The following is a 25,904-nucleotide window of genomic DNA, read 5'->3' on the forward strand; positions in this document are numbered from 1 at the left end:
CCTTGATGGCCTCCGGCGGCAGGCCCGACGGGGCGGGAGCCGCCCCGTCGGGAACCTTGTCGAACTTGTCAGTCACAACGACTGCCCTTCAGTGGTACGTACTTCAGTGGCACGGAGGGGTCAGGAGCCGCCGTTGATCTCGGCGGAGGTCACCGCACCTGTGCCCGCGCCCCACTTGTCCAGCGCCTTCTTGTACGAACCGTCGAGGATGATGGCGTCGAGCGCCTCCTTGAGCGCGTCGCGCAGCTGGGTGTTCTTCTTGTCCACGGCGATCCCGAAGGGGCCCGCGTCGACCTGGTCCCCGACGATCTCGAAGGCGTTCCCGCCCTCGGCGGTGCGCGCCAGGTGTGCCGCGACGGGGTAGTCGTTGATGCCCGCGTCCGCGCCGCCCGCCTTGACGCGGGTCTGGGCCTCGGCGTCGGTCGGGAACGACTCGATCCTGACGGCCGGCTTCCCGGCCTTCTCGCAGGCCTCCGACTGGGTCTTGGCCACCGTTTCGAAGGTCGTGCCGCGCTGCACGGCCGTCGTCTTCCCACAGAGGTCCTCGAGCGACGCGATCTTCTTCGGGTTGCCCTTCTGGACGTACACGATGGAGCCCGCGTTGAAGTAGTCGACGAAGTCGACACCGTTACCGGTCTTCTGGCCCTTGTCGTCCAGACCCTCCTGGCGGGCCTTGGTGTCGGTGATGGACGACATCGCGATGTCCGTACGGCCGGTCGGCAGCGCGGTGAGCAGGGTGTCGAACGTACCGCTGGTGAACTGGAACTCCACGCCGAGCTGCTTGCCGAGGGCGGCGGCGATGTCGGGGTCGACACCGACGATCTTCTCGCCCTCCTTGAACTCCATCGGGGCGTAGGTGGCGTCCGTGCCGACCTTGATGACACCGGACTTCTGGATGTCGGCGGGCAGCTTGGAGAACAGCGGGGCTTCGCTGTTACTCCCCTGGTTCGACGATCCGCTGCCGGTCTGGTCTCCACAGCCCGTGAGGGTCAGGGCTGCCGCGCTCACGAGGGCGAGGGTCGCGACCGTCCCTCTTCTTGCTGCCGCTCCGGTCATGATCGGTGGACTCCTTCGAGGAAAGGGTGGGAAACAGCGGGGAGTTGGACGTGCGGTGGTGCGTTGGCGGCCGGTGGTGGCCGCTCGGTCAGGCGTCGACGACCCGGAGGTGGGAGACCGTCGGGTCGACCGCGCCGCGGACGTGCCCGGTCGGCGCGGCCGCGGTGAGCTGCAGGAAACGCACCGTCTGACTGGTGATGACCTCACCGGGCAGCACATTGGGGATGCCGGGCGGGTAGGCGGCCAGGGTGTCCGCGGACACCCGGCCCACGGCCTCGACGGCGGGCACGACCCGGCCGGGGCTCATGAAGGCCTCGCGGGGGGTCAGGACGGCCTCGCCCGGCTCCGGGAGCGAGAGCCGTATCCCGCGGTCGGTGTCGGTCCCGAGCGGGCGCGGCAGGGTGTGCAGCGCTTCGACGAAGCGGTCGGTGTCCGGGGCGCTGCCCGCCCCGAGGACCGCGACGACGGCGGAGTCGGTGGAGACCTCGACCATGATCTGGTGGTCGCGGAACAGCAGGCGGCGGGCCTCGTGACCGCTGATCCCGCCGGCCCTGGTGTCGATGGCGACGCGCAGCGGGTCGGCGGCGACGATGTCCGGGAAGCCCCCGAAGCCGTCGCTGACCACCCCGTACCGGCCCAGCCTTCTGACGACCGACCGGATCCGGTCCGCGGCCTCGATCGACGCCCCGAGGGTCTCCTGACCGCAGGCCAGGGCCCTGCGCGCGACATCGAGCGAGGCCAGCAGGATCGCGCTCGCGCTCGTGGACTCCACGAGCCGGAAGGCACGGTCGACGAGGGGTTCGAGGAGATCCGCGAAGGGGCCGTGTCCCAGGTGCAGCATGGCCGACTGGGTCAGGCTCCCGGCCAGTTTGTGCGTGCTGGAGGTCACCAGGTCGGCGCCCTGGGCGAGGGCGCCCGAGGGCAGCCCCGGGTGGAACCCGAAGTGCGATCCCCACGCCTCGTCCACGATCAGCGGCACGCCGTGCGCGTGCGCCGTGTCGGCGATGGCCCGGATGTCGGCGACGGCGCCGAAATAGCTCGGCGAGACCACGTACACGGCCGCCGCGTCGGAGTGGGACGAGAGCGCCTCGGCGACCGCCTCGGCCGTGACGCCGTGCGCGATGCCCTGCCCGGTGTCGAGGGACGGCTGCACGAACGCGGCCTTCAGACCGGAGAGCACCAGGCCGTCGATCACGCTGGAGTGCACGCTGCGCTGCACGACGAGCGTGCGGCCGAGCATCGGCGTGACCAGGGAGGCGATCTGGTTGCCCTGCGAGGCACCGTTGGTCAGGAACCAGGTGCGGCGGGCGCCCCAGGCCTCCGCCGCCAGCTCCGTGGCCCGGTCCATCGGAGTGTCCGTGCCGAGGTCGAGCCCTTCGAGCAGCGGGGGGAAGTCCAGCGTGAGGAGGTCGGGGCCGAAGGTCTGGGCGAGGGGGCTCGTCGCCTCTGCGGCGTGACCCGGGACGTTGAGACGGAGCCAGGCGCGCTCGGCGTGCGTCCGCACGGCGTCCGCGTACGGCGCCACGTCCTGGCGTGTTCCGGTCGGGCAGGGGTGGGGTGCTACGGCTGTGGTGCTGTTCACGTCGCCCAGTGTGGGATTCGCCGACCGTTAAGGGAATGCTGCATTCCTTGAGGTATCTCCATACTCTGTCTATATGCTTGAAGTACGTCATCTCCATGTCCTGCGGGCCATCGCCCACGAGGGTTCCCTCGCCGGGGCCGCCCGCGCGCTGCACTACTCGCAACCGACGGTCACCCACCATCTGACCGTCCTGGAGCGGCACTTCGACGCCCCGCTGGTGCAGCGGGGCCCGCGCGGCGCCGCGCTCACGGAGCTGGGGGAGACGCTGCTGCCGCACGCCGAGGCGGTGCTCGCCCGGCTGCGCCTGGCGGAGCGTGAGGTACGCGCCCAAGCGGCGCGCGGCACCCGCACGCTGCACGTCGGGACCTTCCCCACCGCGGGGGCGCTGCTGCTGCCCGGCGCGGTCCGCGCGCTGCACGCACAGGGCGTGCACGTCTCCCTCACCGAGGGCGAGCTGCCCGTCCTCCTGAACGGACTGCGCTCCCGCGAACTGCAGGTCGCGCTCGTCTTCTCGCAGCCCGGCGACCGGCTCGACCTGGAGGACGCCTTCGAGGTGCACCCCCTGCTGACCGATCCGCTCCTGCTGGTCCTGCCCGCCGACCACCGGTGCGCGGCCCTGGAGCGGGTGCCGCTGGAGGAGCTGCGCGAGGACGACTGGGTCGGGGCCGCCGACCCCCGCGACCCCTGCGACCGGCTCCTGTCCTGGGCCTGCGCGCGGCACGGCTTCGAACCCGTCCATGTGATGCGCACCGACGACTACGGCGTCGTGCAGGGCTTCGTCGCGGCCGGTACGGGAGTCTCGCTCGTCCCCCGCCTGGCCCTCGGGGCCCCGCGCGCCGACGTCGTCGTACGCCCGCTGGAAGGGCCGCCGCTGGCCCGCGAGATCAGCGTCGCCGCCCTGCGCTCCACGGCCGCGCCCAGCGTGCAGGACCTGGTCGCCTCCCTGCAGAGCCAGGCGGCCCGCGTCACGGCGGCATGGGACGCGCAGCCCCTGGGCTGACGACCGGGAGCGGGCGCGGCGCCCCGACTCCGCACGGCGGGCTGGTGAAAACGGACCAGCGACGGTGAGTCCGGCCCACCCGCGGGACCCGGGGCCGGACCTAGCGTGGCCGGGCGGAGAACTCCCCGCGCCCCTCCCACCGAGGACCTGATCCCATGCCGATGCAACCCTGGTTCCCCGATGCCAAGTTGGGCATCTTCCTCCACTACGGCATCTACGCCGTCGACGGCGTCCCCGAGTCCTGGGCCTTCTACGACGGCCGGGTCCCGCACGAGAAGTACATGGGCCAGCTGGACCGCTTCACGGCGTCGGCGTACGACCCGCGCGCCTGGGCCGAGCTGTTCGCCCGGGTGGGCGCCCGCTACGCCGTGCTCACCGCGCGCCACCACGACGGCGTGGCCCTGTGGGACACCGAGCACGGCGACCTGAACGTCGTACGGCACACCCCGGCAGGCCGCGACCTGGTCGCCGGATACGCCGAGGCCCTGCGCGAGCACGGTCTCAAGGTCGGTCTGTACTACTCGCACTCCGACTGGAACCACCCCGACTACGCGAGCGTGGTCCACCCCGACGCGCCCAACGGGGACGTCGCCACGAACCCCCTCGTCACTCCGGCAGACGGCGTCGAGGACCCGGAGGCCTGGGCCCGCTACGTCGCCTACCGCGACGCCCAGGTCGGCGAGCTCGTCGCACGGTTCCGTCCCGACCTGCTGTGGTTCGACGGGGAGGGGGAGCGCAGCGAGGAACAGTGGGGGATGCGCCGGCTCGCCGAGCGGATCCTCGCCGGAAACCCGGACACGGTCCTGAACGCCCGGATGCTGAGCCACGGCGACTACGCCACCCCCGAGCAGGGCGTGCCGCTCCTGCCGCCGGACGGCCCCTGGGAGCTGTGCCTGACCGTCAACGACTCCTGGGGCTACCAGCACGGCGACCACAACCAGAAGTCGGTGCGCCAACTGGTGCGCTACTTCACCGAGACCATCGGCATGGGCGGCAACCTGCTGCTGGCCGTCGGCCCCCGCGAGGACGGCACGATCCCGGCCGAGCAGGTCGAGCGTCTGGAGGGCCTCGGCGACTGGATCGCCCGGCACGCCGAGGCCGTGTACGGCACCGTGGCCGGCCTCCCGGCGGGGCACCACTACGGACCCAGCACCCTCTCGGCCGACCGGCGCACGCTCTACCTGGTCTGCTTCGACCCGCCGCGCGAGTCGGTCTCCCTGCGCGGACTGCGGACACCGGTCAAGCGCGTCCGGGTGGTCGGCACCGGCGCCGAACGGGAGCACCGGACCGTCGGCGGCCTCGGCGAGGTGCCCGGCGTGCTGTGGATCGACGCCCCGGAGGGCGCGGACACCGACGAGCGGGCCACCGTCCTGGCCGTCGAACTCGACGGCGAGCTCGACCTCTACCGGGGGACCGGCCGGGACTGAGCCCCCGGGCCTCGACGAAAAACACCGGCGGACCGGGCGCACCGACGCGCCCGGTCCGCACGGGCCCGCCCCCTCGGGTGCCGGGACGGCGGCTACCCGAGGGGACGGAGTTCAGTGGTGGCGTGTTCGACCAGCGCGATCAGGACCTCCTTGCCCGACTCCCGCTCGCGCGCGTCGCACAGCACCACCGGGGTGCCCTCGTCGAGGTCGAGCGCGGCCGCCACATCCTCGGCGCTGTAGTCGCGCGCCCCGTCGAAGCAGTTGACGGCCACGACGAACGGCAGTCGCCTGCGCTCGAAGTAGTCGATCGCGGGAAAGGAGTCCACCAGCCGTCTGGTGTCCGCCAGCACCACCGCGCCCAGCGCGCCCCGCGCCAGTTCGTCCCAGAGGAACCAGAAACGGTTCTGGCCGGGTGTGCCGAAGAGGTACAGCGCCAGATCGTCGCCGAGCGTGATGCGGCCGAAGTCCAGGGCCACCGTCGTCGTGCGCTTCTCGGTCACGCCGTCGAGGCTGTCGGTCGGGCGGCCCGCCTCGGTCAGCAGCTCCTCGGTGTTCAGGGGCCGGATCTCGCTGACCGCCCCGATCAGGGTGGTCTTGCCGACGCCGAAGCCACCGGCCACGAGGATCTTCAGGGCGAGGAAGGATACGTCAGAGGGCTCGGAGTCCATCGATCACTCTCTTGAGGACGCGCTGGTCGGGGAGTTGGGCTGGGGGTACGGGAGGACTGACCCGGACGAGTCCGGCCTCCAGCAGGTTGCCGAGAAGCACCCGTACGACGGCGAGCGGCAGGCCCGCGTCGGACGCGATGTCGGCCACGGGCCGGGGGCGGGCACCGCAGAGCCGGTGGATCTCCGACTCCTCCGGCGAGATCACCGGGCCCCGTTCGGGGCGCGGCAGGCCGTGCACGAGGGTCATCAGGTCGAACGTCTCGCTGCCGGCGGGCCGCGCCCGGCCCGAGGTCATCGCGTAGAGGCGTACCAGCGGGCCCGCCTCGTCGTCGTACCAGCGCCTGCCGTGCTCAGTCATCGAGGAGCGGCATCGCACCCGCGTCGCCGCGTGCCGGTGTGCCGAGGTGGGCGCCGACCCGCTTGACCAACCGGGCCATCTCGTACGCGACGAGGCCCACGTCGGCGCTCGCGTCGCTGAACACGGCGAGACAGGAGCCGTGGCCGGCGGCGACGACGAAGAGGAAGCCGTCCTCCAGTTCGACCAGGGTCTGGATGACCTGGCCGGCGCTGAAGTGGTGTCCCGTGCCCTTGGCGAGGCTGTGGAACCCCGAGGCGATGGCGGCGAATCTCTCGCCGTCGTCCCTGGTCAGGGCCGCGGACATGCCGACGGGCAGCCCGTCGCCCGACAGGACGACGGCATGGTGGATCGCCGGAACGTGCGTGACCAGTTCCTCCAGCAGCCAGTCGAGTTCACCGGAGCGGTGGCGGTTGCCGGTCATCGGCTCTCTCCTTCACGATCTGTGGTGTCCCCGTGTGCGGTGTCCGGTCGAGGCACACGGTCGGAGTTCCCGCGGGCCCAGCCCGCACGGAACGAGGTCATGGCGGCCCGCGCCTGTTCCGGGGAGCGACGGGGCCCGTCCGGCGCCGGCGGCGCGTACGGGTCCGGCTCGGCGACACCGTCCGCGACGCCGGGCGCGGACCGCTGCCGCACGCGGCGCGGCAGCGCGGCCTTGTCGCCCGGCGCGGGGACGGCCGGAGACGGAGCGAGCACGTGCGGTGCGGCGGCAATCTGGGCCGTGTCCGGCAGGGCCGGCACGGGCGCCACGTCTGTCGCGGGTGCCGCTGATGCCGCCTCGGCCGGGGAGGACACGCCCGGCACGGACGTCACCGATGCCGCCCCCGTCACGGGGGCCACGACGTCCGGACGGGGCACGGCCGGTCGGTGCTGCTGCTGCGGGACCGCGAGCGGCTCGGCGGCCTCCACGGCGGGGGCCCGGTGACGACCTCCGCCGCGGCCCGCCCGCACCGGCCGCCGCTCCGGGCGGCGGCGCGGCAGGGAGTCGTCGCCCCCGTCCGCCTCCGATTCCGCCGGAGCCTCGCTGATCAGGGACGTCGGCAGCAGGATCACGGCCACGACACCGCCGTACACCGAGGGCTGCAGGGCGACCCGCGCGTCGAGGCGGTGGGCCAGCCGGTTCACCACGAACAGGCCCAGCTGCCCGCTGTCGAGCAAGTCGATCCTGCCCGTGTCCTCGATCCGGCTGTTGGCCTCGGCGAAGCCTTCGGTACTCATCCCGAGGCCGCGGTCCTCGATCTCCAGGGCGACCCCGGAACCCACCCGCTCACCGCGCACCCGCACCGTGGTGTGGGGCGGTGAGAAGGCCGTCGCGTTCTCAACGAGTTCGGCCAGCAGATGGATGAGGTCGGCGACCGCGGCGCCGTGCACGCGGACCTCGGGGACGGCGTGCACCTCGACCCGGCGGAAGTCCTCGACCTCCGCCACGGCGGACCTGACCACGTCGAGCAGCGGGACCGGCTGCCGCCAGCCACGCCCCGGCGCCGCGCCGGAGAGGATGATCAGGCTCTCGGAGTGCCGGCGCATACGGGTGGTGAGGTGGTCCAGGCGGAAGAGGTCCTCCAGCTCCACCGGGTCCTCGTTGCGCCGCTCCATGGTGTCGAGGAGGGCGAGCTGACGGTGCAGCAGGGCCTGGCTACGGCGCGCCAGATTGACGTACACACCGGAGATCCCGTGGAGGACCTGGGCACGCTCGGCCGCCGACACGACCGCCGCGCGGTGCACGGCGACGAGCGCGGCACCGACCTGCCCGACCTCGTCGTCGCGGTGCGCGCGCAGCGGTGCGAGGACGTCGAGGTCGACGCTCTCGCCCGTGTGCAGCTTCCGGATGGTCTCGGGCAGTTCGCGCCCGGCGAGGGTGAGGGCGGAGTTGCGCAGGTCCGTCAGCTCGCGGACCAGGCCGCGGCCGATCCGGACCGAGATGAAGAGGGAGAGCAGCACGCCGAGCAGTCCGAGCGCCACGGCGACGCCGGAGCCGCCGAGGACGGCGAAGGAGACCGGGCTTGCGGCGTCGATCGCGGCCGTGCTCGCCCCCGCCTGGGCCGTTGCGAACTGCTGGAGGACGTCGTCGGCCGACGCCTTCCACTCGGCGGACGAGGCCAGGCGGCCGGCCGCGGAGGCGCTGCCGGCGGCGCGCATCCGGTCCTCCGTCGCGCGCATCTCACGCATCGGGTTGCCGGAGAGGACCGCACGGTACGCGGCGGCTTCGGCAGACGGCAGATCGTCCACTGCCCCGAAGAGACGGCGCTGGGTGTGGGCCGAGCCCACGAACTCCTGGTACTGCTCACGGGTGAGGCGGTTCGCCGCCTGGGCGGTGCCCATCAGGGCGTCCTCACGGGCGATCATCTCCCGGGCCCACGCGAGTTCGAGGACGACCCGGGCAGGTGAGGCGTGCTCCGGTTCGTGCAGCGCGGCCAAGGAGCCCTGCACGGCGAAGGCGTGCTCGATCACGCGCCCGTAGGCGTCGTACACGTCCTTCCAGGCCTCGTCCGACGCACGGGCCTGCTTGCGCAGCGCCGTCACACCGTCGAGGTCCGCCATGAGCTGGTCGACGCGCCCTGAGAAGTCCGCGCCGACGGCCTGGACGTCCAGGGTGCTCGCCCGGGCGCCGCGGCGGAGGGCGGCGGAGGCGGAGTCGGTGTCCTTCTCCAGGCCGCCCAGGGAATCCGCCCGCTCCGTGCTCGGGGCGGCCAGATGACGCAGGGCTCCGGCGCGTTCCGCCTGGAGCGAGACGACCAGGGTGTCGATCGGTTTCAACAGGGTGGAGTTGGCCTCCTGGACGCGGCTCAGCTCCGAGACGCCGCGCGCGGTGGTGACGGTCGCGTACGCCCACAGCGCCATCAGGGACACGGCGGGGACCATCAGGAGGCAGACAATCTTCGCCCGGATCGAGCGTGGCACCAGACGTGCGCTCATCGGTTCCTCGAACAGTCAGGGGGAGGGGGATGCGGGGGAGGTCGGTGCTCAGCGGGACGGCACGACCGCCACGTCGAGCGAGGCGGCCTCGGCCGCCTCCGCGGCCTCCGCGGCCTCGGCGTTCTCCGCGCTCTCCCGCGCGGTGGGCGAGAGGGCGACGAAGGCGGAGGCGAGGAAGAGGAACGATCCGAGCACCACGGCGAGGGGGAAGACGAACTCCGTCGCCGTGACGCCGTCGAGCACCGTGCGGCGCGGGGCGAGTTCGACGACGACGGCGGCCATGCCCGTGTAGTGCATGCTGCTCACCGCGGCTCCCATGACCAGGGAGGCGATCACCGCGCCGGCCGCGCCGTGCACCGTGAGTGCCGCCCACAGGGCGGCGGTTGCCGCGACGACGGCGATGACGAGCGAGAGGGCGACCAACGGCGGGTCGTAGCTCACCGTTCCGTTCAGACGCAGCGCCGCCATGCCGAGGTAGTGCATCGCACCCACGCCGAGTCCGGTACCGAGACCGCCGAGCAGCAGGGAACGCCACCGGTTGCGACCGTGGCCGACGGTGAAGACGCCCAGGCCGACCACCGCCATGGCGACGACGAGGCTGAGGAGGGTGAGCGGGACGTCGTAGCGGATCGCCGACCCGGCGACGCCGAAGCCCAGCATCGCGACGAAGTGCATGGTCCAGATGCCGGAGGCGATGGCGACGGACGCCGTGACGAGCCAATTGCGTCGCGAACGGCCCTCGGCCGCAAGCGCCCTGACGGTACAGCGCAGTCCGAGTGCGGATCCGACACAGGCCATCGCATAGGCGAGGACCGGGGAAAGCCAGCCGGCGCCGAAGTGGTGCAGATGCGCCACAGTCCCTCCGTTCACGGTTCAGAGTTCAACTTCGCGGCGACGGACGCTAGCACCGAACCCGACCGGGGAAATTCCGTGAAAACGATCGGAGTCGGCATTCGGCTCGCGCGAGGGCACGGAGTGCTGTCCTACCAGCGAGTTCAGTGAGCGTCTATGCGCGTCATCCGGACAGAACCGTGCCCCGGAAACCGCCCCATCCGTTCGTCGAGTGATGCGGATCACCGGAATTCCCGACGCTTTTTCACCAAGGGGGACCACGGGGTCTTGACGTCTTCGCGACACATGGAAAGCGGCGCGGAAAGAGAACACCGCACGGAGTCCAGTTGACGGGGGATTCGGTACTCCGTGCGGTGTCTGTATCCATTCTCAGTTGCGCGGGAACGCTTCCGCGCTGACCTTGGTGACGGGTCGCGCTGACGAAAGTCACCGTCACCAGTCGGCGACCGATTCCTCGACCACCCGCAGGCCGAGACCGTCCGCGTCGGCGGCCCCGCTGACACGGCCCCCCTTCGACCGGGACACCGCGGTGAGAAAGGCCACCGTCTCCGCCGTGATGACCTCACCGGGCATCAGGACCGGCACACCGGGCGGGCACGCCGTGACCGTGGCGGCGGAGACCATGCCCACCGCCGTGGCCGAGGGCACCACCCGAGCCGTCCCGAAGAAGGCCTCGCGGACGGTGAGCCGGCCGGGCCCCGGTTCGGGGAGGGCCAGCCGCAGGGGCTCCGGCAGTTCGGTGGGGAGGACCGGCAGGGCGTGCAGCGCGTCGAGGAACCCTTCGGCGTCCGGCTCGACCTCGGTGCCGAGCACCACGGAGAGGACGGTCCCGGTGGCCGTCCCGACGGTCACGCCGCGGGCCGCGTCCGCCAGTTGCCGGAGCGCCCGGTGCCCGCGGACGCCACCGTCACGCGTGTTGACCGTGATGCGGAGCGGCTCCGCCGCGGCGATCCCGCCGATGCCGGCGAACCCCTCGTCGACCAGGGTGAACCGGCCCTCCTTCCGGACGCCCGCGCGGATCGTGACGGCAGCCTCCAGCGAGTCGAGGACGTGGTCCCAGCCGTGCGGGGGCCGTGCCGACGGCGGCACCTCCCCGTGCGCACGGCCCGCGAGGTCCACCGCGCGATCGATGAGCGGCCGCAGCAGGTCGGCGTGCGGCCCGTCTCCCAACCGGAGCACGGGAGTCGCGCCGCGTACGACCGTCAGGTCCGCGCCGTACGCGAGCGCGTCCGGCAGCACCTCCGGATGCCCGCCGAACAGCGGAGAACGCCAGGTCTCGTCGACGATCAGCGGAACCCCCGCTTCATGGGCCGCGTCGGCGAGCGCCCGGACGTCCGCCACGGCGCCGTACCGGGTGGGGGAGACGATGTGGGCCGCGGCCAGGTCGGCGCGGGTCGCGGCCGCTTCGGCCAGGTCCTCGGCCCTGACGCAGTGCGCGATCCCGTGGGCGAGGTCGACCGAGGGCCGCAGGAACGCCGCGTCGAGGCCGGACAGGACGAGGCCGTCCAGGACCGAGGCGGGGGCGTCCCGCTGGACGGCCACGCTCCGGCCCAGGGCCGGCACGACCAGAGCGGTGATGAAGTGTTCGAGTGGGCTGCCCTGGGACAGCACCCAGATCTTCCGGGCGGGCCGGACCTCGGTGGGGGACATGTCTGCCGTGCTTCTCCCCACCGGCCTGCGGCTGCCTGGAACGGTCGACGCCGTCCGGGCAGGTGGGGTGCGCCTCCGCACGGCATCCGTTCCATCGTCACCGCCCGGCGACGGCCCCCGACCTTTCGAAAGTCACGGCCGGGCCCGACCTCCGACAGGCCGAACGGCCCGGAGTCGACGACCTGGGGCTTTCGTTCGGATCATGCCGGCGACGCGAAGGCCTGAACGGGTCAGCCCCGGCGGCGCTCACCGAGCCCCGCCGGTGCGCGCTGGATACCGTGACAGCATGCCCGCGCCCCCGCACTCCCGCTGGCCACCGAGGCGTGTGGACGCCTTGGTCACCCTGGTCGTCGTCGCCCTGGGCATCGGCGACTCGTGGGTGAAGCCGTCCAGCGGTCTGCTGACCGGGCTGCCCACGCCGGTGATCGCGGCCTGCGCCGCGCTCGTCGGAGCCACGCTCTGGTGGCGCAGACGACGGCCGTACCTCGTGGCCGACTTCGTGCTCGTCATGCACGTGGTGTCCTTCACCCCGGTGGCGCTCGCCGTCGCGATGTACACCGTCGGCAGCCTCGACCGCAGGTTGAGGGTCCTCGTCGCCTACGGCGTGGCAGGCTTCGCCGCCGGCCTCGTCGGCCTGCACGGCGGACTGCCGACCGCAGGGGTACGGGAGGCCGCCTATTCGCTCGCCGCGATCGTCGGACCGCTCGCCGTCGGGTACGCGGTGGGTGTACGGCGCGACCTGACGGCGACCGTACAGGCCCGGGTCGCCGATCTGGAGCGCCAGAACCAGCTCCTGGACGAACGGGCGCGGGCCGAGGAGCGGGCCGAGATCGCCCGGGAGATGCACGACGTGGTCGGCCACCGGGTGAGCAACATGGTGCTGGCCGCCGGCGCCCTGGAGGTCGGCGCGGACGGACGCGCGCCGGAGACCGTCCGCACCGCCGCGCTCATCAGGTCCGACGGCTGGCAGGCGCTGGAGGAGTTGCGCGAGATTCTCGGCGTCCTGTCCCCGTCCCGTGCGGCCGCCGGGCAGGGCGGGCGGGGCGCGGAGCCGGACGCCGAAGGGGTGTCCGAGCTGGTGACGCAGGCGCGCGAGCGCGGACAGCGGGTGGAGCTCCGGGTGGACGGCCACCCCGAGACCCTGCCGCCCGCGGTGCAGCGCGCGCTGCACCGGATCGTGCGCGAGTCGCTCACCAACGCCGCCAAGTACGCCCCCGGCGCCACCGTGCGCGTGGCGGTGGACTGCCGCGCCGACGGCGTGCACCTGGCGGTCGCCAACACGGCGCCCACCGGTCCGCCCCAGGTCGACCTGCCCAGCGGGGGCCACGGCCTCGTCGGCATGACCGAGCGTGTGACGCTGCTCGGCGGGACACTCACAGCGGGGCCGCACGAGGGCGGCTTCCTGGTCTCGGCCGTCATCCCCCACCGCCGAGGAACGCCATGAGTATCCGGGTCCTCCTGACCGCCGTCTGCGGGCGGCGTGGACGGCCCATCGCGCGGGGCTCGACAGGCCCTGATCGGTGCTGATCGAAGCACCGCCGGAGTGGTAGGGCTATCGATCGGAATGATCGGAAGTTTTTTCCGTCGCCTCGCCACAGGACGCGCGTACCCGCAGCTCAGGCAGCAGATCGACGTGCCGGCGAGCCCCTCCCGAGGTCCCCGCGGCGTGCTCGCGCACCCGCTGGAGGAGCAGCTCGGCGGCGGTCGCCCCGACCTCGTACTTCGGTGGAGCGACCGCCGTGAGCGGGAGGTCGGAGAGCGCGGCCACGTCGTCGTCGTACGCCACGAGGGCGAGGTCCTCCGGGACGCGGAGGTGGGCCGCGCGGCTGCGCAGGCTCTGCAGGAGCAGGATCGCGTCGATGTCGCTGAGCACGAGCGCGGCGGTGACCTCGCCACCGTCCACCAGGGCGGCCAGCCGCTCCGCGACGGCGTCGATCCGCTCCGTGTCGATCTCGCCGCCCTGCAGGGCCAGGGGCTCGACCGGCGGGCCGGCCACCCCGAAGGCGCGCAGTGCCGCCTCGTAACCGCGCCTCACCTGGACCGCGGTCGGGCTGTCCCCGGCGACGAGCACGATCTTCCGGTGCCCCATCTCGATCAGGTGGCGCACCGCCACTCCGGCGCCCGCGGCGTGATCGGTGCAGACGTGGTCGAGCCCGGCGACGCGGGTGCCCACCTCGCCACGGCGCTCCACCAGGACCGCCGGCAACGTGAGCTCCCCGCCTGTGGCGTCCGCCCCGCCCGTGTCCCCGGCCCCGCCGGTGCCGCTCGGCCAGCTGGGCGTCAGGAGCAGACCGTGGACACCGGCCTCCAGCATGCGGTCCACCTGGGCCGTGTCCTGTTCGGGCCGGTAGCCGGAGTAGCCGAGGATGAGCCGGCCGCCGGCCGCGGCGACGGTCTCCCGGGCGCCCCGGATGATCTCGCCGAAGTAGTGCTGGGACTGCGGGACGACCATGCCGATCACCGGCGCTTCCGGCTCTTCCGCGGGGGCGGGACGCAGCTCGGGGATGGGCTGCGGCACGTTTCCGCGCGGCGCCGGGGTGCCCGGCCAGTGGACGGCTCCGCGCACCCGGTCGAGCCGGCCGCCGGAGGCCAGCGCCTCCACGTCACGGCGCGCGGTGACCAGGGAGATGCCGAGGTGGTGGGCGAGGTCGGCGACGCGCAGGCTGCCGTGCTCCCGCACGAGCTCCACGATCCGCTCGTGCCGTTCGTCCACCGTGTACCGCACACCGTCTCCCAGCTGTCCCTCGACTCCGCGCTCAGCTTCGCGCGATCACCCTACTCTTCCGATCAAACTGCGTGTTTTCATACTATCGCTCAAGCGATCTTGACGATCGAAAGAGCGATCAATATGGTCATGCGTCATGACCTCGCTGTACATCCGCACGGCCGAGCAGATCATGCGGGACGCCCGCGGCCGGGCCGGCGGCGAGTCCGGCGTGCGCAGAATCCCGAGCGAACGCGCCCTCGCCTCCTCCCTGGAGGTGAACAGGCAGACGGTGCGACGCGCCCTGGAGCACCTCCGCGCGGCCGGGCTGATCCGCACCGACAGAAGCGGCACCTACGCCTACACCGGGACGTCCACCCCGGAGCGGTCCGCCGCGGGCCTGGGCGCACAGCCCCTCTATCCCGGCGGAGCCGACTTCGGCGGCCTGACCGTCCGCGCCGCCGCCACGCTCTCGTACGAACCCGTACCGCCGCCCATCGAGGCGCTGCTGGGGCTCGACCCCGACAGGCCCACGCTCGTCCACCGGCACCGGCTCGTCCTCGGCTCGGGGGAGACCGTGCAGCGGGCCGTCTCGTACTTCTCGCACACCGCCCTGTCGCACGTGCCCAAGCTGAGTCGCGGGGTCCGCCGCGTCCGCCGTCATCCGTACGGGCCGCAACCCGATCTGCGCCATCTCTACGTGTGGATGGCGGAGGCAGGGCTGCGGCCCGTGCGACGGGACCGGGTGCGTGTGAACCCCGGCCAGCGCGGTGGACTCTGGCTCTCCATACGGAAGCTGGTGCACGATCAGCACGACCGGCTCCTGGAGGTCACGGACCTCAGCATCGACCCGCGGCGCGGGGAGGTCGGCTACGAGTTCGTGCTGCCGGCCCTCCCCTGACGCTCATAGCCAGTCGCCGGTGAGGGTGCCGGTCTTGTCGGTGCACAGCACGTCCATCGCGCCCAGGTTCTGGATCGCGTTGAGCTGCTTGACGACGACCTTCTTCTTCGCCATCGCCACCGCGCCGCGCGCCAGGTTGGCGGAGACGACCATCGGCAGCATCTCCGGGGTCAGCCCGACGGCGACGGCGACCGCGAACAGGAAGGCCTCGTGCCAGTCGCCCTTGGTGACCCCGTTGATCGCGAAGACCACCGGGACCATGACCAGCATGAAGCGGATCAGCAGGAAGCTGACCTTGCGGACGCCGATGTCGAAGGTGGTCTGCGGGCGCGCGCCCACGAGGGAACCGGCCATGGAGCCGAAGTACGTGTCGGAGCCGGTGGCCACGACGACGCCGGTCGCGGTGCCGGAGGTGACGGAGGTCCCCATCAGGCAGAGGGTGTCGGCCTCGGCGGGGTCGAAGCCGGTACGACCTGTCCGGCTCAGGGCCGTGGCGGTGCCCGTGGTGCCCGCCGTGCCCGCCGTGTCAGCCTTGGCGACGGGCAGCGACTCGCCGGAGAGCGAGGCCTGAGAGACCATCAGGTCCTTGGCCGTCAGCAACCGCAGGTCGGCGGGGACGAGGTCACCGGCGGCCAGCCGCACCACGTCACCGGGGACGACCTCGTCGATCGGGATCTCGACGGCGGTGGGCTCCGCCCCGCGCCCGGCCCTGCGCTGGACGGCGGTGGTCGTGGCGACGAGCGCCTTCAGCGCGTCCGCGGCCCGGCCGGAACGGTACTCCTGCCAGAAGCGGAGCAGTCCGCTGATCGCGACCATCGTCGACAGGATGACGACACCGGGGTCGGCGGGGTCCTGCCAGTACATGACGGCGGCCAGGAGGACGAGGACCGCGATGAACGGGTTGCAGTAGGCCTTGACCAACTGCACGGCCCAGCCGGGCGCGTGCTCCTCGGCCACGACGTTGCGGCCGTGGACCTGCAGGCGGTGGGCCGCCTCGCGGTGGTCGAGGCCTTCACGCCCGGCGGCGAGGTCGGCCAGCACGTCGGCGGAGGTCTGGTCCCGGACCTCGTGGAGCCGGTCGGCGGCGGCGTTCGTACGGGCCTGGAGTTCGGCGAAGCCGCGCTCTCGGCGCAGCGTCCTGGTGGTGAGCAGGGTCATGGTGAGCCTCCCTCCCGAGATCCGCGCGCGGCAGGGCCGGGCGTGGCTCAGGGAGTGGTCGTGGGGCACGCGGGCGGCACAGCCGGCCCGGGCCCTCACAGGAACAGGTGAAGGGGGAGCGCCCTGTGTCGAGGGCGCGCAGGAGACGTGGCCTTCGCCGGTCGACCGGCGGGAAGGCGCGCATGCGTCGACGTCCGCCGGAACGCGGGCCGTGTCGGGACCTGGTCAGGACCTGGTGTCAGGACCTGGCGTGAGGACCCGCTGAAGGGACCCGGTGTCGGGACGGCCTGGACCGGAGGGGCCGCGAGTGCCGCGAAGCCGGTCGGCCATACGGTGACGGGCGGCGACGGGAAGGCGGCCGGATCAGCGAGTCGGTTCAGACGGCCGACGCGGTACGGCAAGGACTTCCTTCGGGACTCATCCCGAACACCTCCTCGCTTCGTACCGACAGGACTGCCGCCGCGGCAGCTCACGCTCGCGGCGACAGGTCGACCCTAGCCCGGACCGCGTGGCACTCCCGATGACGAAAGTCGCGAAGGCGCATCGGCCGCGATCCGCCTCCCACCTCTCTGACCTGCGATTCCTCGACCGTCGCGGTCCGCGGCCGCGGCGCTCTCCCTTTGCCGGTTCCTTGTCGACCGATGACGACCGCAAGGGGTTCACGCGCGCGGAAGGCCCTCGCCCCATTTAATGGGAAGGTGACTGGTGAGGGATCAGAGCCCGCGATGATCAGTGTGCTGGTCGCGGACGACAGCGAGATCGTGCGCCGGGGACTGAGCGACATCCTCGCGTCGGCCGACGACATCCATGTCGTCGGTCAGGCGTGGGACGGACACAGCGCCGTCGACCTCGCCCGCCGGATGAGCCCCGACGTCGCCCTCGTCGACATCCGTATGCCGGGCATGGACGGCCTGGCCGCGACCCGCGAGCTGCGTGCGTTGCCCGCCGCGCCCCGCGTCCTGATCCTCACGACGTTCTCGGCCGACGAGTACGTCGAGGAGGCGATCGCGGCCGGGGCGGGCGGCTTCCTGCTGAAGAACAGCCCGCCCGAGGAGCTGCTGCGCGCCGTGCGCTACGTCGCGACCGGCCACGGGGTCCTCGACCCGGCCGTGGCGGGGCGGGTGATGGAGCAGGTGGCCCAGCGGAGCACCCGGCTCACGGCCGAGGAGCAGGGCCGGCTGGACAGCCTGAACGACAAGGAACGCCGACTGCTGGGCCTGATCGGCAGGGGCCTTTCGAACGCCGGGATCGGCGAGGAGATCCACGCCAGCGAGGGCACGGTGAAGAACCAGGTCAGCCGACTGCTGGCCAAGATCGGCGCGGACAACCGCGTACAGGCGGCCCGCCTGGCGTACCGGGCGGGCCTGGAGGACTGAGCCGGGGTCGCTCGGTCGGCCGGCACCCTCGGGGCGTCGGCGCCGCCGAAGCGGCGGGGATCACGCGGCGGCCGGGACCTGGAACCAGACCCACTTGCCCCGCGAACCGACCGTCGCCACGCCCCACGTCTCGGCCAGCATGTCGAGGAGGTCGAGACCGCGCCCGGTCTCCAGACCCGCCTCCTCTGCCTCGTCGACCTGGCAGGACCGGACGCCGGAGCCCAGGCCGGGCTCCGCGTCGAAGACCGCGCCGGTGATGACCCCGGTCCCCTCGTCGAACCCGACCGCGACCTCGATCTCGTCGCCCTTGGCGTAACGGACGGCATTGCCCACGACTTCGGAGAGCAGCAGCTCGGCCGCGTCGCCGCCGCTGTGGTCGCCGGGCGTGACGGCCTTCAGCACGCCACGGGCCTCGGCGGCCGCGCGCGGGTGACGGGACAGGACGGCCGTACCGCACAGCTCGTTCATGATGGCTCTCCACATCGAAGTGGTCGGCCCCCCTGGCTTCCTCTTCCAGCGTGACCGCGCGGAGGCCGCCGATCCGCTCACTTTCTCCCTCGCCTCGCGGTACGCGCGTCACCGAGGGGGGTGACGATCGTCATCGTGCGGGGAGGCGAAAGGCCGCGAAGAGTAGCTGGAAAGCGCTTGCCGAGTACTCTGGCGTGGTGCGTCGTGGCGGGCGTAGAGTACCGGCGTCCCGAGGCCCCGCCCGTGGCAGAACTGCTCGCTCACCACCACGCCCGAGGATCGTGCCATGACCGTCGTGCCCACCGCCGCACAGCTCGCCTGGCAGGAAAGCGGTTTCGGTCTCTTCCTGCATTTCGGCGTCAACACGTTCCACGGCAAGGAGTGGAGCGACGGGACTCTCGACCCGGCGACGTTCGACCCCACGGAGCTGGACGCGCGCCAGTGGGCGCGGACCGCGGCCGAGGCGGGAGCGGGCCATGTGATCCTGACCGCCAAGCACCACGACGGATTCTGCCTCTGGCCGACCGGCACGACCGCGTACTCCGTGGCCTCGTCCCCGTGGCGCGAAGGCCGCGGCGACGTCGTCGCCGAGCTGGCGGAAGCCTGCCGCGAGGTCGGCATCGGGCTGGGGCTCTACCTCTCGCCGTGGGACCGCAACGCGAGCTGCTACGACGACCCGGCCGCGTACGACGCCTTCTACGTCCGGCAGTTGACCGAACTCTGCACCCGCTACGGGCCGCTCACCGAACTGTGGTTCGACGGGGCGGGATCGGAGAACCGCCGCTACGACTGGGACGCCGTCATGGCCGTGGTCGACGCCCACCAGCCCGACGCCATGGTCTTCAACATGGGCCGGCCCACCCTGCGTTGGGCGGGCAACGAGGACGGACTCGCGGAAGACCCCTGCTGGTACGCCACGGACTCCACGGGCATCAGCGTCTACGACGACGGCGCCCACGGCCTCGACCAGGTGCGCTACCTGCCGCCGGAGTGCGACGTACCCATCCGGCGCAACTGGTTCTGGCACCCCGACGACCTGCACACCCTCAAGAGCCAGGAGCACCTCCTCGCTCTCTGGTACCGCTCCGTGGGGCTCGGCGCCGGTCTCCTCCTCAACGTCCCCCCGGACCGCCGCGGCCTCATCGACGCGACCGACCGGACCCGCCTGCTCGACTTCACCGCCGAGCTGCGGCGCCGCTTCGCCGCACCCCTGGCGGGCGACCTCAGCCCCGCGGGCGAGGGCGAGACCCTCGTCCGATTCCCCGGCCCGGTCAGCTTCGATCACCTCGAGCTGCGCGAGGAACTGACCTCGGGTCAGCACATCACCGGGCACGAGGTCCTCGCCGACGGCCGTCCCGTCGCGTCGGGCGGCACCGTCGGCGTACGGCGCGTCCACGCGACGCGCGCCACGACGGCCCGTGAACTCCTCGTCCGCCTCCGCGGCGGCTCCACTCTCGCCTCGGTCACCGCGTACCGCACCGGCCACACCTCCTTCCCCGCCCTCCAGCCGCAGCCGGCGTCCATGACGGACAAGTTCGACGCACCCCAACCCCGGTGACGCTGCGTCATCAGGAATGCGGCACGATGGCCGCATGAACGAACAACGGGGAAGCACAGCAGGGGAATCCACCACGGTCGAGGAGCCGCTCGGGGACCTCGCGCGCAGGCTCGTCGCGGCCGACACCGACGACTGGACGCCGGAGGGCATGCGGGCGTTGGCCGCCGAACTCGGCTGGGCCTGGGGCGGCACGGCGGACGCACCGGTGCTGGCCACGGGCCGCGCCGCGGGCGATGCCCGGCTGCGCCCGGTCGGCGAGTACGAGAAGCGGTACGTCGGCGGCGAGTCGTACGTCGAGATCGTGGTCCCGGTCGCGGTTCCCGCCCCGGACGCGCCGGCGCAGGCGGGCGCCTTCCGGGCCGCCAAGGAGGAGCTGACCAAGGCGCTCGGCGTGCCGTCGGTGATGGGCTCGCACGGCGACATGGGCCCCTTCTACGACAGCCAGCCGCTCTGGGGCGCACCCTTCCTGCGCTGGCGCGGCCAGGCGGACACGCTCGAACTGCGCGCCGGGAAGACCGGTCCCGAGCTGGTCCTGCAGCCGACCGACCCCGCGGAGAACTGGTTCTGGCGTCAGGGCGTCGGCGAGGAACACTCCATCAGCGGCTTCTTCGGCAGCAACCGCGACACGGCCAACGTCGGCCTCGGCTTCCCCGGCGGCTGGAAGGCCCGCAGCTGGGAGACCGTCACCCGGTCGCTCGCAGACTTCCTGGGAGCGCTGCCCGCCGAGACCGCCGCCCTGGACATCCGGATCGGGATGCCGATCTACGGGCGCAACGGGCAGAGCGCGCCCCTGCTCTTCGACGTGGCGTGCGGAGAGCGGCTCTCCATCGGCTGTTTCGCCCCGGACTCCGTGGATCTCGCCGCACTCGGCTGGGGCACGGTCGCCGACCACCCGCACACCGCGTCGGTCTTCTCCGACGACGACCCGGTGTGGCGCGTGGACGGCGGCGGCCCGGGCGAGCCGAAGGGCCACGCGCTCGCCGAGATGCTCGTGGCGACGGCCAGGGCTGCGGGCGCGAGCGAACCCACCGACCTGATCGTCGGCGGGGAGGCGTCCTACGTGGACGGCTACCACGTCACGTACTACGGCCTCGGCCTGCCGACCGGCTGACCCACCGCTCAACACCCTGAGGGGGCGCGCCGTAGCGGGTGCGCCCCCTCGGGCGTCCGGCCCCTCAGGCCTACGGCGCCCCAGGCGTCCAGCGCCCCAGGCGTGCGGCCCCTCTGGCGTCCACCGCCCGCCGCTCCGGCAATCCGGCCCGATCGGCGGGACACCCCCTAGAGTGCGCACGTGCGTAGTGAGACCTCCCCGTCGGACCGTCGGACCCGCGCGTGGCGGCGGGGTTGGCTCTGGTGGCTGCCGCTCCTGGGAGTGGGCCTCGCCCTCGTCGCCGACGTGGTCCTCGGGGGCCGGGAACCGGTCAGCTTCGTGCTCACCGGCGTCCCTCCGCTGGTCGCGGCGACGCGTGGGCCCAAGGGCACGGCCCTGTCGGCCGTGGTGTGCCTCGGTCTCCAGATGCTGCTGGCCGGACGGCGGCCCGGACACTTCGACGAGCAGCACCATGTGGCGCTGTACGTCGCGACGCTCGTCATCGGAGCGGTCAGCGTCCTCCTCGCCCAGCAGCGGGAGCGCGCGCAGCACCATCTGATCCGCGCGAACTCGGTCGCCGAGGCCATGCAGCGGACCCTGCTGCGACCCGTGCCCCGGCGGGTCGGTGATGTACGCGCCGCCGGCTTCTACACGGCCGGCGAGGGCGGCACCCTGGTCGGCGGTGACCTCTACAGCCTGTGCGAGACCCCCTTCGGCGTACGCGCGGTCATCGGCGACGTACGGGGCAAGGGTCTTGACGCCGTGCAGGCGGTCGCAGCGGTCCTGGGCAGCTTCCGGGTCTCCGCCCACGAATGGCGGGACCTCCCCGTCCTGGCGGACCGCCTGGAGCTCAGCATCGACCGCAACGTCCCGCGCGGGGCGGACGGCGATCCCGAACTGTTCGTGACCGCCCTCGTCATGGAACTCGCCGAGGGCACCGTACGCATCGTGGACTGCGGCCATCCGCCGCCGATCGCCGTCGGCCCCCGGGGCGCCCGCCCCCTGGACACCGTCCCCGACCTCCCGCTCGGCCTGCGGGAACTCCGCCCCGAACCGTCCCCGACCACCGAGCACAGGCTGAGCCCGGGCGAGGCGCTCGTCGTCTACACGGACGGCATCAGCGAGGCACGCAGTGCGGAAGGCGTCTTCTACCCGGTCCTGGAGCGTCTGGACGAACGCTTTCGCGACGGCTCCGCGGTGGATCCGGACACGGTCGTGTCCTTCCTGGAGGAGGACGTGAAGACGTGGTCGCCGACGGCAGAGGGGGACGATCAGGCGGTGCTCGCCATGACCTTCGTCCCCCGGTCGGCGGACTGAACCCCGCCGTCATCCCTGTGGAGCCCTGCGGCACCGGCGGCTAGGGTGAGGTGAGAAGGCCCGTGGGAAGCCGGGAGCCGTCATGCGCGGACACCGCGGACACCGCCCCGAGCCGCCCGACAGCGTGCAGGAACTTCTGGTCGCTCTCGGGCAGCTCGTCGACCAGGCCGTGGAACGGATCGAGTTCCAGCGGGCACGGGTCGAGCTGGCCCTGGCTCTGCAGCGCCACATGCTGCCGCCCGGGCTGCCGGAGCTGCCCGGGCTCCACCTCGCCGCCCGGTACGCGCCCTCACGCGACGGCCTGGACGTGGGCGGCGACTGGTACGACGCGTTCGTCATGCACGACGGGTCGCTCGGGCTCACCATCGGCGACGTCCAGGGCCATGACGTGGAGGCGATCGCCTTCATGGGGCAGGTGCGCACCAGCCTCCGTGCCCTCGCGCAGACGACGAGCGACACCCGGGAGGTCCTGGGCCGCGCCAACGACCTGCTGATCGCCATGGGCGTCGGCCGCTTCGCGACCTGCTGCTTCCTCCGCTTCGACCCGGCCACCCGCGATCTCACGGTCTCCCGGGCAGGCCACGTCCCCATGGTCTGGGCCACGGCAGGAGGCCGGTACGGTATCGCGCTCGACAACGGCGGGCCGCCGCTCGGCATCGTGTCGGGCGAGCAGTACCCGGTGACCCACCGGCGTCTGACCGAGGCCGGGGCGCTCGTGCTCCTCACCGACGGCGTGGTGGAGGGCCCGCACTATCCGATGGAGTCAGGGCTCGACGAGGTGGCCACCCTGGTGCGCGCGGGCTTCGACGCCGACCCCGACGTGCTGGCCTCCGCGGTCGTCAAGGTGGCCGACCTGACGGGACACCGGGACGACGCCGCGGTCCTCGTCGTCTGCTACGACGGCCCGGGGCCCGAAGCCTGAGCCGCGGCGGGCGCTGGGTCGCAGGCCGCGGGATCCGCGTGCAGACTGCTGTCGTGCGCAGTCTGGAGTGGAGTCGTCACGGGTCCGCCGCCCTGCGCATGCTCGCCGTCGCCGCCCTGTACTACGGCTCGGCACGGATCGGACTGCTCCAGCAGCTGGTACGCGACCAGGTCACGCCCCTGTGGCCGCCCACCGGTGTCGCGCTGGCGTCGCTGTTCCTGCTGGGGCCCCGCGTCTGGCCGGGCATCGCGCTGGGCGCGTTCCTGGTCAATGTGTCCCTCGGGCCCTCGCTGCTCGCGGTCCTCGTCATCACCGTCGGCAACACCCTGGCACCCGTCTGCGCCTTTCTGATGCTGCGGGCCGTGGGGTTCAGGACCCGGCTGGACCGCCTGCGGGACGTACTGGCGCTGGTCTTCCTCGGCGCGCTCGCCGGGATGTTGATCAGTTCGACCATCGGCAGCGGCGTCCTGGTCCTCTCCGGAGCCCTGGACGCCGGCGACTTCTGGCCCACCTGGTCGGTCTGGTGGACCGGCGACGCGATGGGGATCCTCGTCGTCACGCCGTTCCTGTTCGTGCTGCGCCGGGCGCGCTGGCCGTCGCGGGCCGGGCCCGGCCGCTGGATCGAGGCGGTGGCACTGGCGCTCGGTACGTTCCTCGTCACGCTCCTGGCGACCCGAACGGACGACTCCAACCTGCTCTTCCTCGTCTCGCCCTTCCTCATCTGGGCTGCCTTCCGCTTCCGCCTGGCGGGCGCGGCGCCCTGCGCGCTCGGCGTGACGATCCTCGCGGTGCTGGCCGCGGCCGGCGAGCACGGCCCGTTCACCGGCGAGGACGTCTTCGCCGACATGGTCACCCTGCAGGCCTTCAACGGCACGACGGCGCTGACCGCGCTGCTGCTCGCGGCCGTCATCACGGAACGTGACGAGACACACGAGGAGATCAAGCAGGTGTGCACGCGGCTCGCGGAGATGGTGGCCCGGCTGGAGCCCCGGCCCGAGACCTACCACGTGACACGCGAGCCCCCTGAGGATCCGCCCGGAACCCGGCCGGATCACCCGTCGTCCTGACACCGCCTGTCACCCTGACGCCGTCTGTCGCCCTGACACCGCCTGTCCGCCCTCGGCCTCCGAGGGCGGACTGGCGGGTGGGAGAGCGGGCTACGGAGCCATCTCGTACGCGCCCGACAGCGCCTCGACGCGCTGCCAGACCCGGCCCGAGCGGGCCTCGTCGACGACCGGCCGCCGGACGGCGCCCAGCGACCACCGCTGCTGCTCGTCGGTGGCGGAGTCCTTGCCGTGCAGCTCGACGGCGTGCGCGGAGAAGTCCCGTACGAGCACGGCGAACAGCTCGTCCAGGACGTCCTCGTCGAGCTCCGCGAGCCGGGCCTGCTCCAGGACCAGCTGGCCGTGGACGACGAGCGCGAAGAGCTGGCCGACGGCGAGGAGGAGGTCGAGGTCGCGGCTCTGCTCCTCGTCCGGGGCGGCGGTGGTGACGAACGCGCACAGCGCGTCGGCCTGCTCGCGGAAGCGCTCGACGTTGGGCAGGTGGGCGTACGCGTCGTACGCCGTACGCCAGTCGTGGAAGCGTACGGAGCCCAGGCCGCGGGCCGGGCCCTGACGGAACAGGAAGGCGTCGTCCGCCGCGTCCAGACGGGTCGGCACGGGCTCGTACGCGACCGGGTCGAGCAGGTGGTTCCTCATGAACTTCAGGATCAGCGCCAGGTTGACGTGGACGGTGCCCTCCAGCTTCGGCAGGCCCCGGATCTCGACGGCCGCCTGGGCGAAGTAGTTGTCCTTCTCGAACCCCTTCGCGGCGATGACGTCCCACATCAGGTCGATGACCTTCTCGCCCTCCGTGGTCACCTTCATCTTCGTCATCGGGTTGAAGAGGAGGTAGCGGCGGTCGTCGGGTCCCGCGGTGCGGAAGTAGTCGACGGCGCGGTCGCTGAACAGCTTCATGCCGACGAGCCGGACGTAGGCGTCGGTCAGCTCGCGCCGCACGTGCGGGAAGGCGGTGACGGGGCGGCCGTAGAGGATCCGGTTCTGGGCGTGGGTGACCGCCTCGTACATCGCGTGCTCGCAGATGCCGATCGAGGCGGTGCACAGGTTGAACTTGCCGACGTTGACCGTGTTGAGGGCGGCGTCGAAGGCGGCCCGCCCGGTGTGCAGGACGTCCTGCGCCGCCACGGGGTAGTCCTCCAGGCGGAACTCGCTGACGAACTTCGACGAGTCGACGACGTTCTTCACCAGGTGGTACGCCTCGTGCCGGCTGTCGGCGGCGAAGAAGACGTAGCCGTCGGGGCCTTCGACGTCGGTGCGGCGGCCGAAGACGGAGACGAGCCCGGCCGCGTTGCCGTTCCCGATGTAGTACTTGGAGCCGGTGGCGCGGAAGCCGCCGTCGCCGTCGGGGGTGAGCAGCATGTCGGTGGAGTAGATGTCGGCGCCGTGAGTCTTCTCGGACAGGCCGAAGGCGAACACCTCACCCTGGGAGAGGAGTTCGGCCGCGCGGGCGCGGGCGGCCGGGTTCTCGCTCTGCCAGACGGGGCCGAGGCCGAGGATGGTGACCTGCCAGGCGTACCAGTAGTCGAGTCCGTAGAAGCCGAGGATCTCGTTGAGGGCGGCGATGCGCGCGGTGTCCCAGCGCTTGTCGCCCTCGCCCTCGCCCTCGGCCTCGCCCTCGGCGGCGGCCGACGGCGTCAGGAACGTCGCGAACAGTCCCTCCTTGGCCGAGAAGGCCAGGAAGTCGGCCAGCCAGGCACGCGACCGGTAGTCCGCTATCAGCTTGCGCTTGCCACGCTCCTCGAACCAGTCGACGGTGGCGCGCAGGAGCCGGCGGGTCTCGGGGTCGAAGTGCGCCGGGTCGTAGGTGTGCGGGTTGAACAGCAGCGAGTCGGCCATGTGCTCC

General features: G+C 72.4%; 22 protein-coding genes. 10 read left to right on the forward strand and 12 right to left on the reverse strand.

All coding sequences use genetic code 11. The annotated features are described in order from the left end of the window. Positions 1-120: 120 nt before the first annotated feature. Together ACF09C_RS28535 and ACF09C_RS28540 are read right to left on the reverse strand one after the other, a co-directional pair. On the reverse strand, positions 121-1,056 hold the full coding sequence (locus ACF09C_RS28535) for an ABC transporter substrate-binding protein (RefSeq protein ID WP_392095582.1): 936 nt from the start codon (positions 1,054-1,056) through the stop codon (positions 121-123). 88 nt (positions 1,057-1,144) lie between these two features. Further along, positions 1,145-2,638, reverse strand: a complete 1,494-nt coding sequence (locus tag ACF09C_RS28540) for an aminotransferase class I/II-fold pyridoxal phosphate-dependent enzyme (RefSeq protein ID WP_392095583.1) — start codon at positions 2,636-2,638, stop codon at positions 1,145-1,147. Between the two features lie 73 nt (positions 2,639-2,711). Between ACF09C_RS28540 and ACF09C_RS28545 the strand changes: the two genes are divergently transcribed. Then, positions 2,712-3,638 carry a LysR substrate-binding domain-containing protein gene (locus ACF09C_RS28545; protein ID WP_392095584.1) on the forward strand — a complete coding sequence of 309 codons (927 nt, stop codon included), beginning with the start codon at positions 2,712-2,714 and terminating at the stop codon, positions 3,636-3,638. A gap of 155 nt (positions 3,639-3,793) precedes the next feature. Further along, positions 3,794-5,065 (forward strand): alpha-L-fucosidase, encoded by a 1,272-nt coding sequence (locus ACF09C_RS28550; protein ID WP_392095585.1) that lies wholly within the window; start codon positions 3,794-3,796, stop codon positions 5,063-5,065. Between the two features lie 92 nt (positions 5,066-5,157). On the opposite strand, the gene ACF09C_RS28555 is transcribed toward ACF09C_RS28550, so the two are convergent. The 6 genes from ACF09C_RS28555 to ACF09C_RS28580 all read right to left on the reverse strand — a co-directional run bounded on the left by ACF09C_RS28555 (position 5,158) and on the right by ACF09C_RS28580 (position 11,506). Further along, complete coding sequence (locus ACF09C_RS28555) at positions 5,158-5,733, reverse strand: ATP/GTP-binding protein (RefSeq protein ID WP_392095587.1); 576 nt, start codon at positions 5,731-5,733, stop codon at positions 5,158-5,160. After that, positions 5,714-6,091 (reverse strand): DUF742 domain-containing protein, encoded by a 378-nt coding sequence (locus tag ACF09C_RS28560; RefSeq protein WP_392095589.1) that lies wholly within the window; start codon positions 6,089-6,091, stop codon positions 5,714-5,716. Before ACF09C_RS28560 ends, ACF09C_RS28555 begins: the two co-directional genes overlap by 20 nt. Next, positions 6,084-6,512, reverse strand: coding sequence for a roadblock/LC7 domain-containing protein (locus tag ACF09C_RS28565; protein WP_392095590.1), 429 nt, complete (start codon positions 6,510-6,512; stop codon positions 6,084-6,086). The genes ACF09C_RS28560 and ACF09C_RS28565 overlap by 8 nt, the downstream gene beginning before the upstream one ends. Beyond that, a complete protein-coding gene (locus ACF09C_RS28570; protein WP_392095592.1) occupies positions 6,509-9,004 on the reverse strand; it encodes a nitrate- and nitrite sensing domain-containing protein in 2,496 nt (831 codons plus the stop codon). Before ACF09C_RS28570 ends, ACF09C_RS28565 begins: the two co-directional genes overlap by 4 nt. Positions 9,005-9,052: 48 nt before the next feature. Next, entirely contained in the window at positions 9,053-9,859 is an 807-nt protein-coding gene (locus ACF09C_RS28575) for an MHYT domain-containing protein (protein WP_392095593.1), read from the reverse strand. Positions 9,860-10,288: 429 nt separating this feature from the next. After that, positions 10,289-11,506 (reverse strand): amino acid decarboxylase, encoded by a 1,218-nt coding sequence (locus ACF09C_RS28580; protein WP_392095594.1) that lies wholly within the window; start codon positions 11,504-11,506, stop codon positions 10,289-10,291. 286 nt (positions 11,507-11,792) lie between these two features. On the opposite strand from ACF09C_RS28580, the gene ACF09C_RS28585 reads away from it, so the two are divergent. Continuing rightward, the gene (locus ACF09C_RS28585) at positions 11,793-12,950 is read left to right on the forward strand and encodes a sensor histidine kinase (RefSeq protein ID WP_392095596.1); all 1,158 of its coding nucleotides are present in this window, start codon (positions 11,793-11,795) and stop codon (positions 12,948-12,950) included. A 108-nt stretch (positions 12,951-13,058) separates the two neighbouring features. On the opposite strand, the gene ACF09C_RS28590 is transcribed toward ACF09C_RS28585, so the two are convergent. Further along, positions 13,059-14,231, reverse strand: coding sequence for a substrate-binding domain-containing protein (locus ACF09C_RS28590; RefSeq protein ID WP_392095598.1), 1,173 nt, complete (start codon positions 14,229-14,231; stop codon positions 13,059-13,061). Between the two features lie 136 nt (positions 14,232-14,367). On the opposite strand from ACF09C_RS28590, the gene ACF09C_RS28595 reads away from it, so the two are divergent. Next, positions 14,368-15,111 carry a GntR family transcriptional regulator gene (locus ACF09C_RS28595; RefSeq protein WP_392095599.1) on the forward strand — a complete coding sequence of 248 codons (744 nt, stop codon included), beginning with the start codon at positions 14,368-14,370 and terminating at the stop codon, positions 15,109-15,111. A 3-nt stretch (positions 15,112-15,114) separates the two neighbouring features. Here the strand turns inward: ACF09C_RS28595 and ACF09C_RS28600 are convergent, their stop codons facing one another. Continuing rightward, complete coding sequence (locus ACF09C_RS28600; protein WP_392095601.1) at positions 15,115-16,269, reverse strand: HAD-IC family P-type ATPase; 1,155 nt, start codon at positions 16,267-16,269, stop codon at positions 15,115-15,117. Positions 16,270-16,994: 725 nt separating this feature from the next. On the opposite strand from ACF09C_RS28600, the gene ACF09C_RS28605 reads away from it, so the two are divergent. Further along, entirely contained in the window at positions 16,995-17,645 is a 651-nt protein-coding gene (locus tag ACF09C_RS28605; protein ID WP_392095603.1) for a response regulator, read from the forward strand. A gap of 60 nt (positions 17,646-17,705) precedes the next feature. Here the strand turns inward: ACF09C_RS28605 and ACF09C_RS28610 are convergent, their stop codons facing one another. Then, complete coding sequence (locus ACF09C_RS28610; protein ID WP_392095604.1) at positions 17,706-18,113, reverse strand: ATP-binding protein; 408 nt, start codon at positions 18,111-18,113, stop codon at positions 17,706-17,708. Between the two features lie 286 nt (positions 18,114-18,399). On the opposite strand from ACF09C_RS28610, the gene ACF09C_RS28615 reads away from it, so the two are divergent. The 5 genes from ACF09C_RS28615 to ACF09C_RS28635 all read left to right on the forward strand — a co-directional run bounded on the left by ACF09C_RS28615 (position 18,400) and on the right by ACF09C_RS28635 (position 24,067). Continuing rightward, entirely contained in the window at positions 18,400-19,671 is a 1,272-nt protein-coding gene (locus tag ACF09C_RS28615; RefSeq protein WP_392095605.1) for an alpha-L-fucosidase, read from the forward strand. A gap of 34 nt (positions 19,672-19,705) precedes the next feature. After that, positions 19,706-20,782, forward strand: coding sequence for a hypothetical protein (locus tag ACF09C_RS28620; RefSeq protein ID WP_392095607.1), 1,077 nt, complete (start codon positions 19,706-19,708; stop codon positions 20,780-20,782). Positions 20,783-20,962: 180 nt separating this feature from the next. Further along, entirely contained in the window at positions 20,963-22,078 is a 1,116-nt protein-coding gene (locus ACF09C_RS28625) for a PP2C family protein-serine/threonine phosphatase (RefSeq protein WP_392095608.1), read from the forward strand. An 82-nt stretch (positions 22,079-22,160) separates the two neighbouring features. Continuing rightward, the gene (locus ACF09C_RS28630; protein ID WP_392095609.1) at positions 22,161-23,000 is read left to right on the forward strand and encodes a PP2C family protein-serine/threonine phosphatase; all 840 of its coding nucleotides are present in this window, start codon (positions 22,161-22,163) and stop codon (positions 22,998-23,000) included. Positions 23,001-23,098: 98 nt separating this feature from the next. Further along, on the forward strand, positions 23,099-24,067 hold the full coding sequence (locus tag ACF09C_RS28635; RefSeq protein WP_392096046.1) for an MASE1 domain-containing protein: 969 nt from the start codon (positions 23,099-23,101) through the stop codon (positions 24,065-24,067). A 90-nt stretch (positions 24,068-24,157) separates the two neighbouring features. Here ACF09C_RS28635 and ACF09C_RS28640 read toward each other — a convergent pair whose 3' ends face one another. Beyond that, entirely contained in the window at positions 24,158-25,897 is a 1,740-nt protein-coding gene (locus ACF09C_RS28640) for an acyl-CoA dehydrogenase family protein (protein WP_392095611.1), read from the reverse strand. Positions 25,898-25,904: the final 7 nt, after the last annotated feature.

This window comes from Streptomyces sp. NPDC014870 (genome assembly GCF_043081505.1).
GTDB lineage: Bacteria > Actinomycetota > Actinomycetes > Streptomycetales > Streptomycetaceae > Streptomyces.

Bases quoted from the DNA above. Each gene is read 5' to 3' on its own strand.
- ACF09C_RS28535 (WP_392095582.1), bottom strand. From the start codon at position 1,056: ATGACCGGAGCGGCAGCAAGAAGAGGGACGGTCGCGACCCTCGCCCTC.
- ACF09C_RS28545 (WP_392095584.1), top strand. From the start codon at position 2,712: ATGCTTGAAGTACGTCATCTCCATGTCCTGCGGGCCATCGCCCACGAG.
- ACF09C_RS28550 (WP_392095585.1), top strand. From the start codon at position 3,794: ATGCCGATGCAACCCTGGTTCCCCGATGCCAAGTTGGGCATCTTCCTC.
- ACF09C_RS28555 (WP_392095587.1), bottom strand. From the start codon at position 5,733: ATGGACTCCGAGCCCTCTGACGTATCCTTCCTCGCCCTGAAGATCCTC.
- ACF09C_RS28560 (WP_392095589.1), bottom strand. From the start codon at position 6,091: ATGACTGAGCACGGCAGGCGCTGGTACGACGACGAGGCGGGCCCGCTG.
- ACF09C_RS28565 (WP_392095590.1), bottom strand. From the start codon at position 6,512: ATGACCGGCAACCGCCACCGCTCCGGTGAACTCGACTGGCTGCTGGAG.
- ACF09C_RS28570 (WP_392095592.1), bottom strand. From the start codon at position 9,004: ATGAGCGCACGTCTGGTGCCACGCTCGATCCGGGCGAAGATTGTCTGC.
- ACF09C_RS28580 (WP_392095594.1), bottom strand. From the start codon at position 11,506: ATGTCCCCCACCGAGGTCCGGCCCGCCCGGAAGATCTGGGTGCTGTCC.
- ACF09C_RS28585 (WP_392095596.1), top strand. From the start codon at position 11,793: ATGCCCGCGCCCCCGCACTCCCGCTGGCCACCGAGGCGTGTGGACGCC.
- ACF09C_RS28595 (WP_392095599.1), top strand. From the start codon at position 14,368: ATGACCTCGCTGTACATCCGCACGGCCGAGCAGATCATGCGGGACGCC.
- ACF09C_RS28600 (WP_392095601.1), bottom strand. From the start codon at position 16,269: ATGACCCTGCTCACCACCAGGACGCTGCGCCGAGAGCGCGGCTTCGCC.
- ACF09C_RS28605 (WP_392095603.1), top strand. From the start codon at position 16,995: ATGATCAGTGTGCTGGTCGCGGACGACAGCGAGATCGTGCGCCGGGGA.
- ACF09C_RS28610 (WP_392095604.1), bottom strand. From the start codon at position 18,113: ATGAACGAGCTGTGCGGTACGGCCGTCCTGTCCCGTCACCCGCGCGCG.
- ACF09C_RS28615 (WP_392095605.1), top strand. From the start codon at position 18,400: ATGACCGTCGTGCCCACCGCCGCACAGCTCGCCTGGCAGGAAAGCGGT.
- ACF09C_RS28620 (WP_392095607.1), top strand. From the start codon at position 19,706: ATGAACGAACAACGGGGAAGCACAGCAGGGGAATCCACCACGGTCGAG.
- ACF09C_RS28630 (WP_392095609.1), top strand. From the start codon at position 22,161: ATGCGCGGACACCGCGGACACCGCCCCGAGCCGCCCGACAGCGTGCAG.
- ACF09C_RS28635 (WP_392096046.1), top strand. From the start codon at position 23,099: ATGCTCGCCGTCGCCGCCCTGTACTACGGCTCGGCACGGATCGGACTG.
- ACF09C_RS28640 (WP_392095611.1), bottom strand. From the start codon at position 25,897: ATGGCCGACTCGCTGCTGTTCAACCCGCACACCTACGACCCGGCGCAC.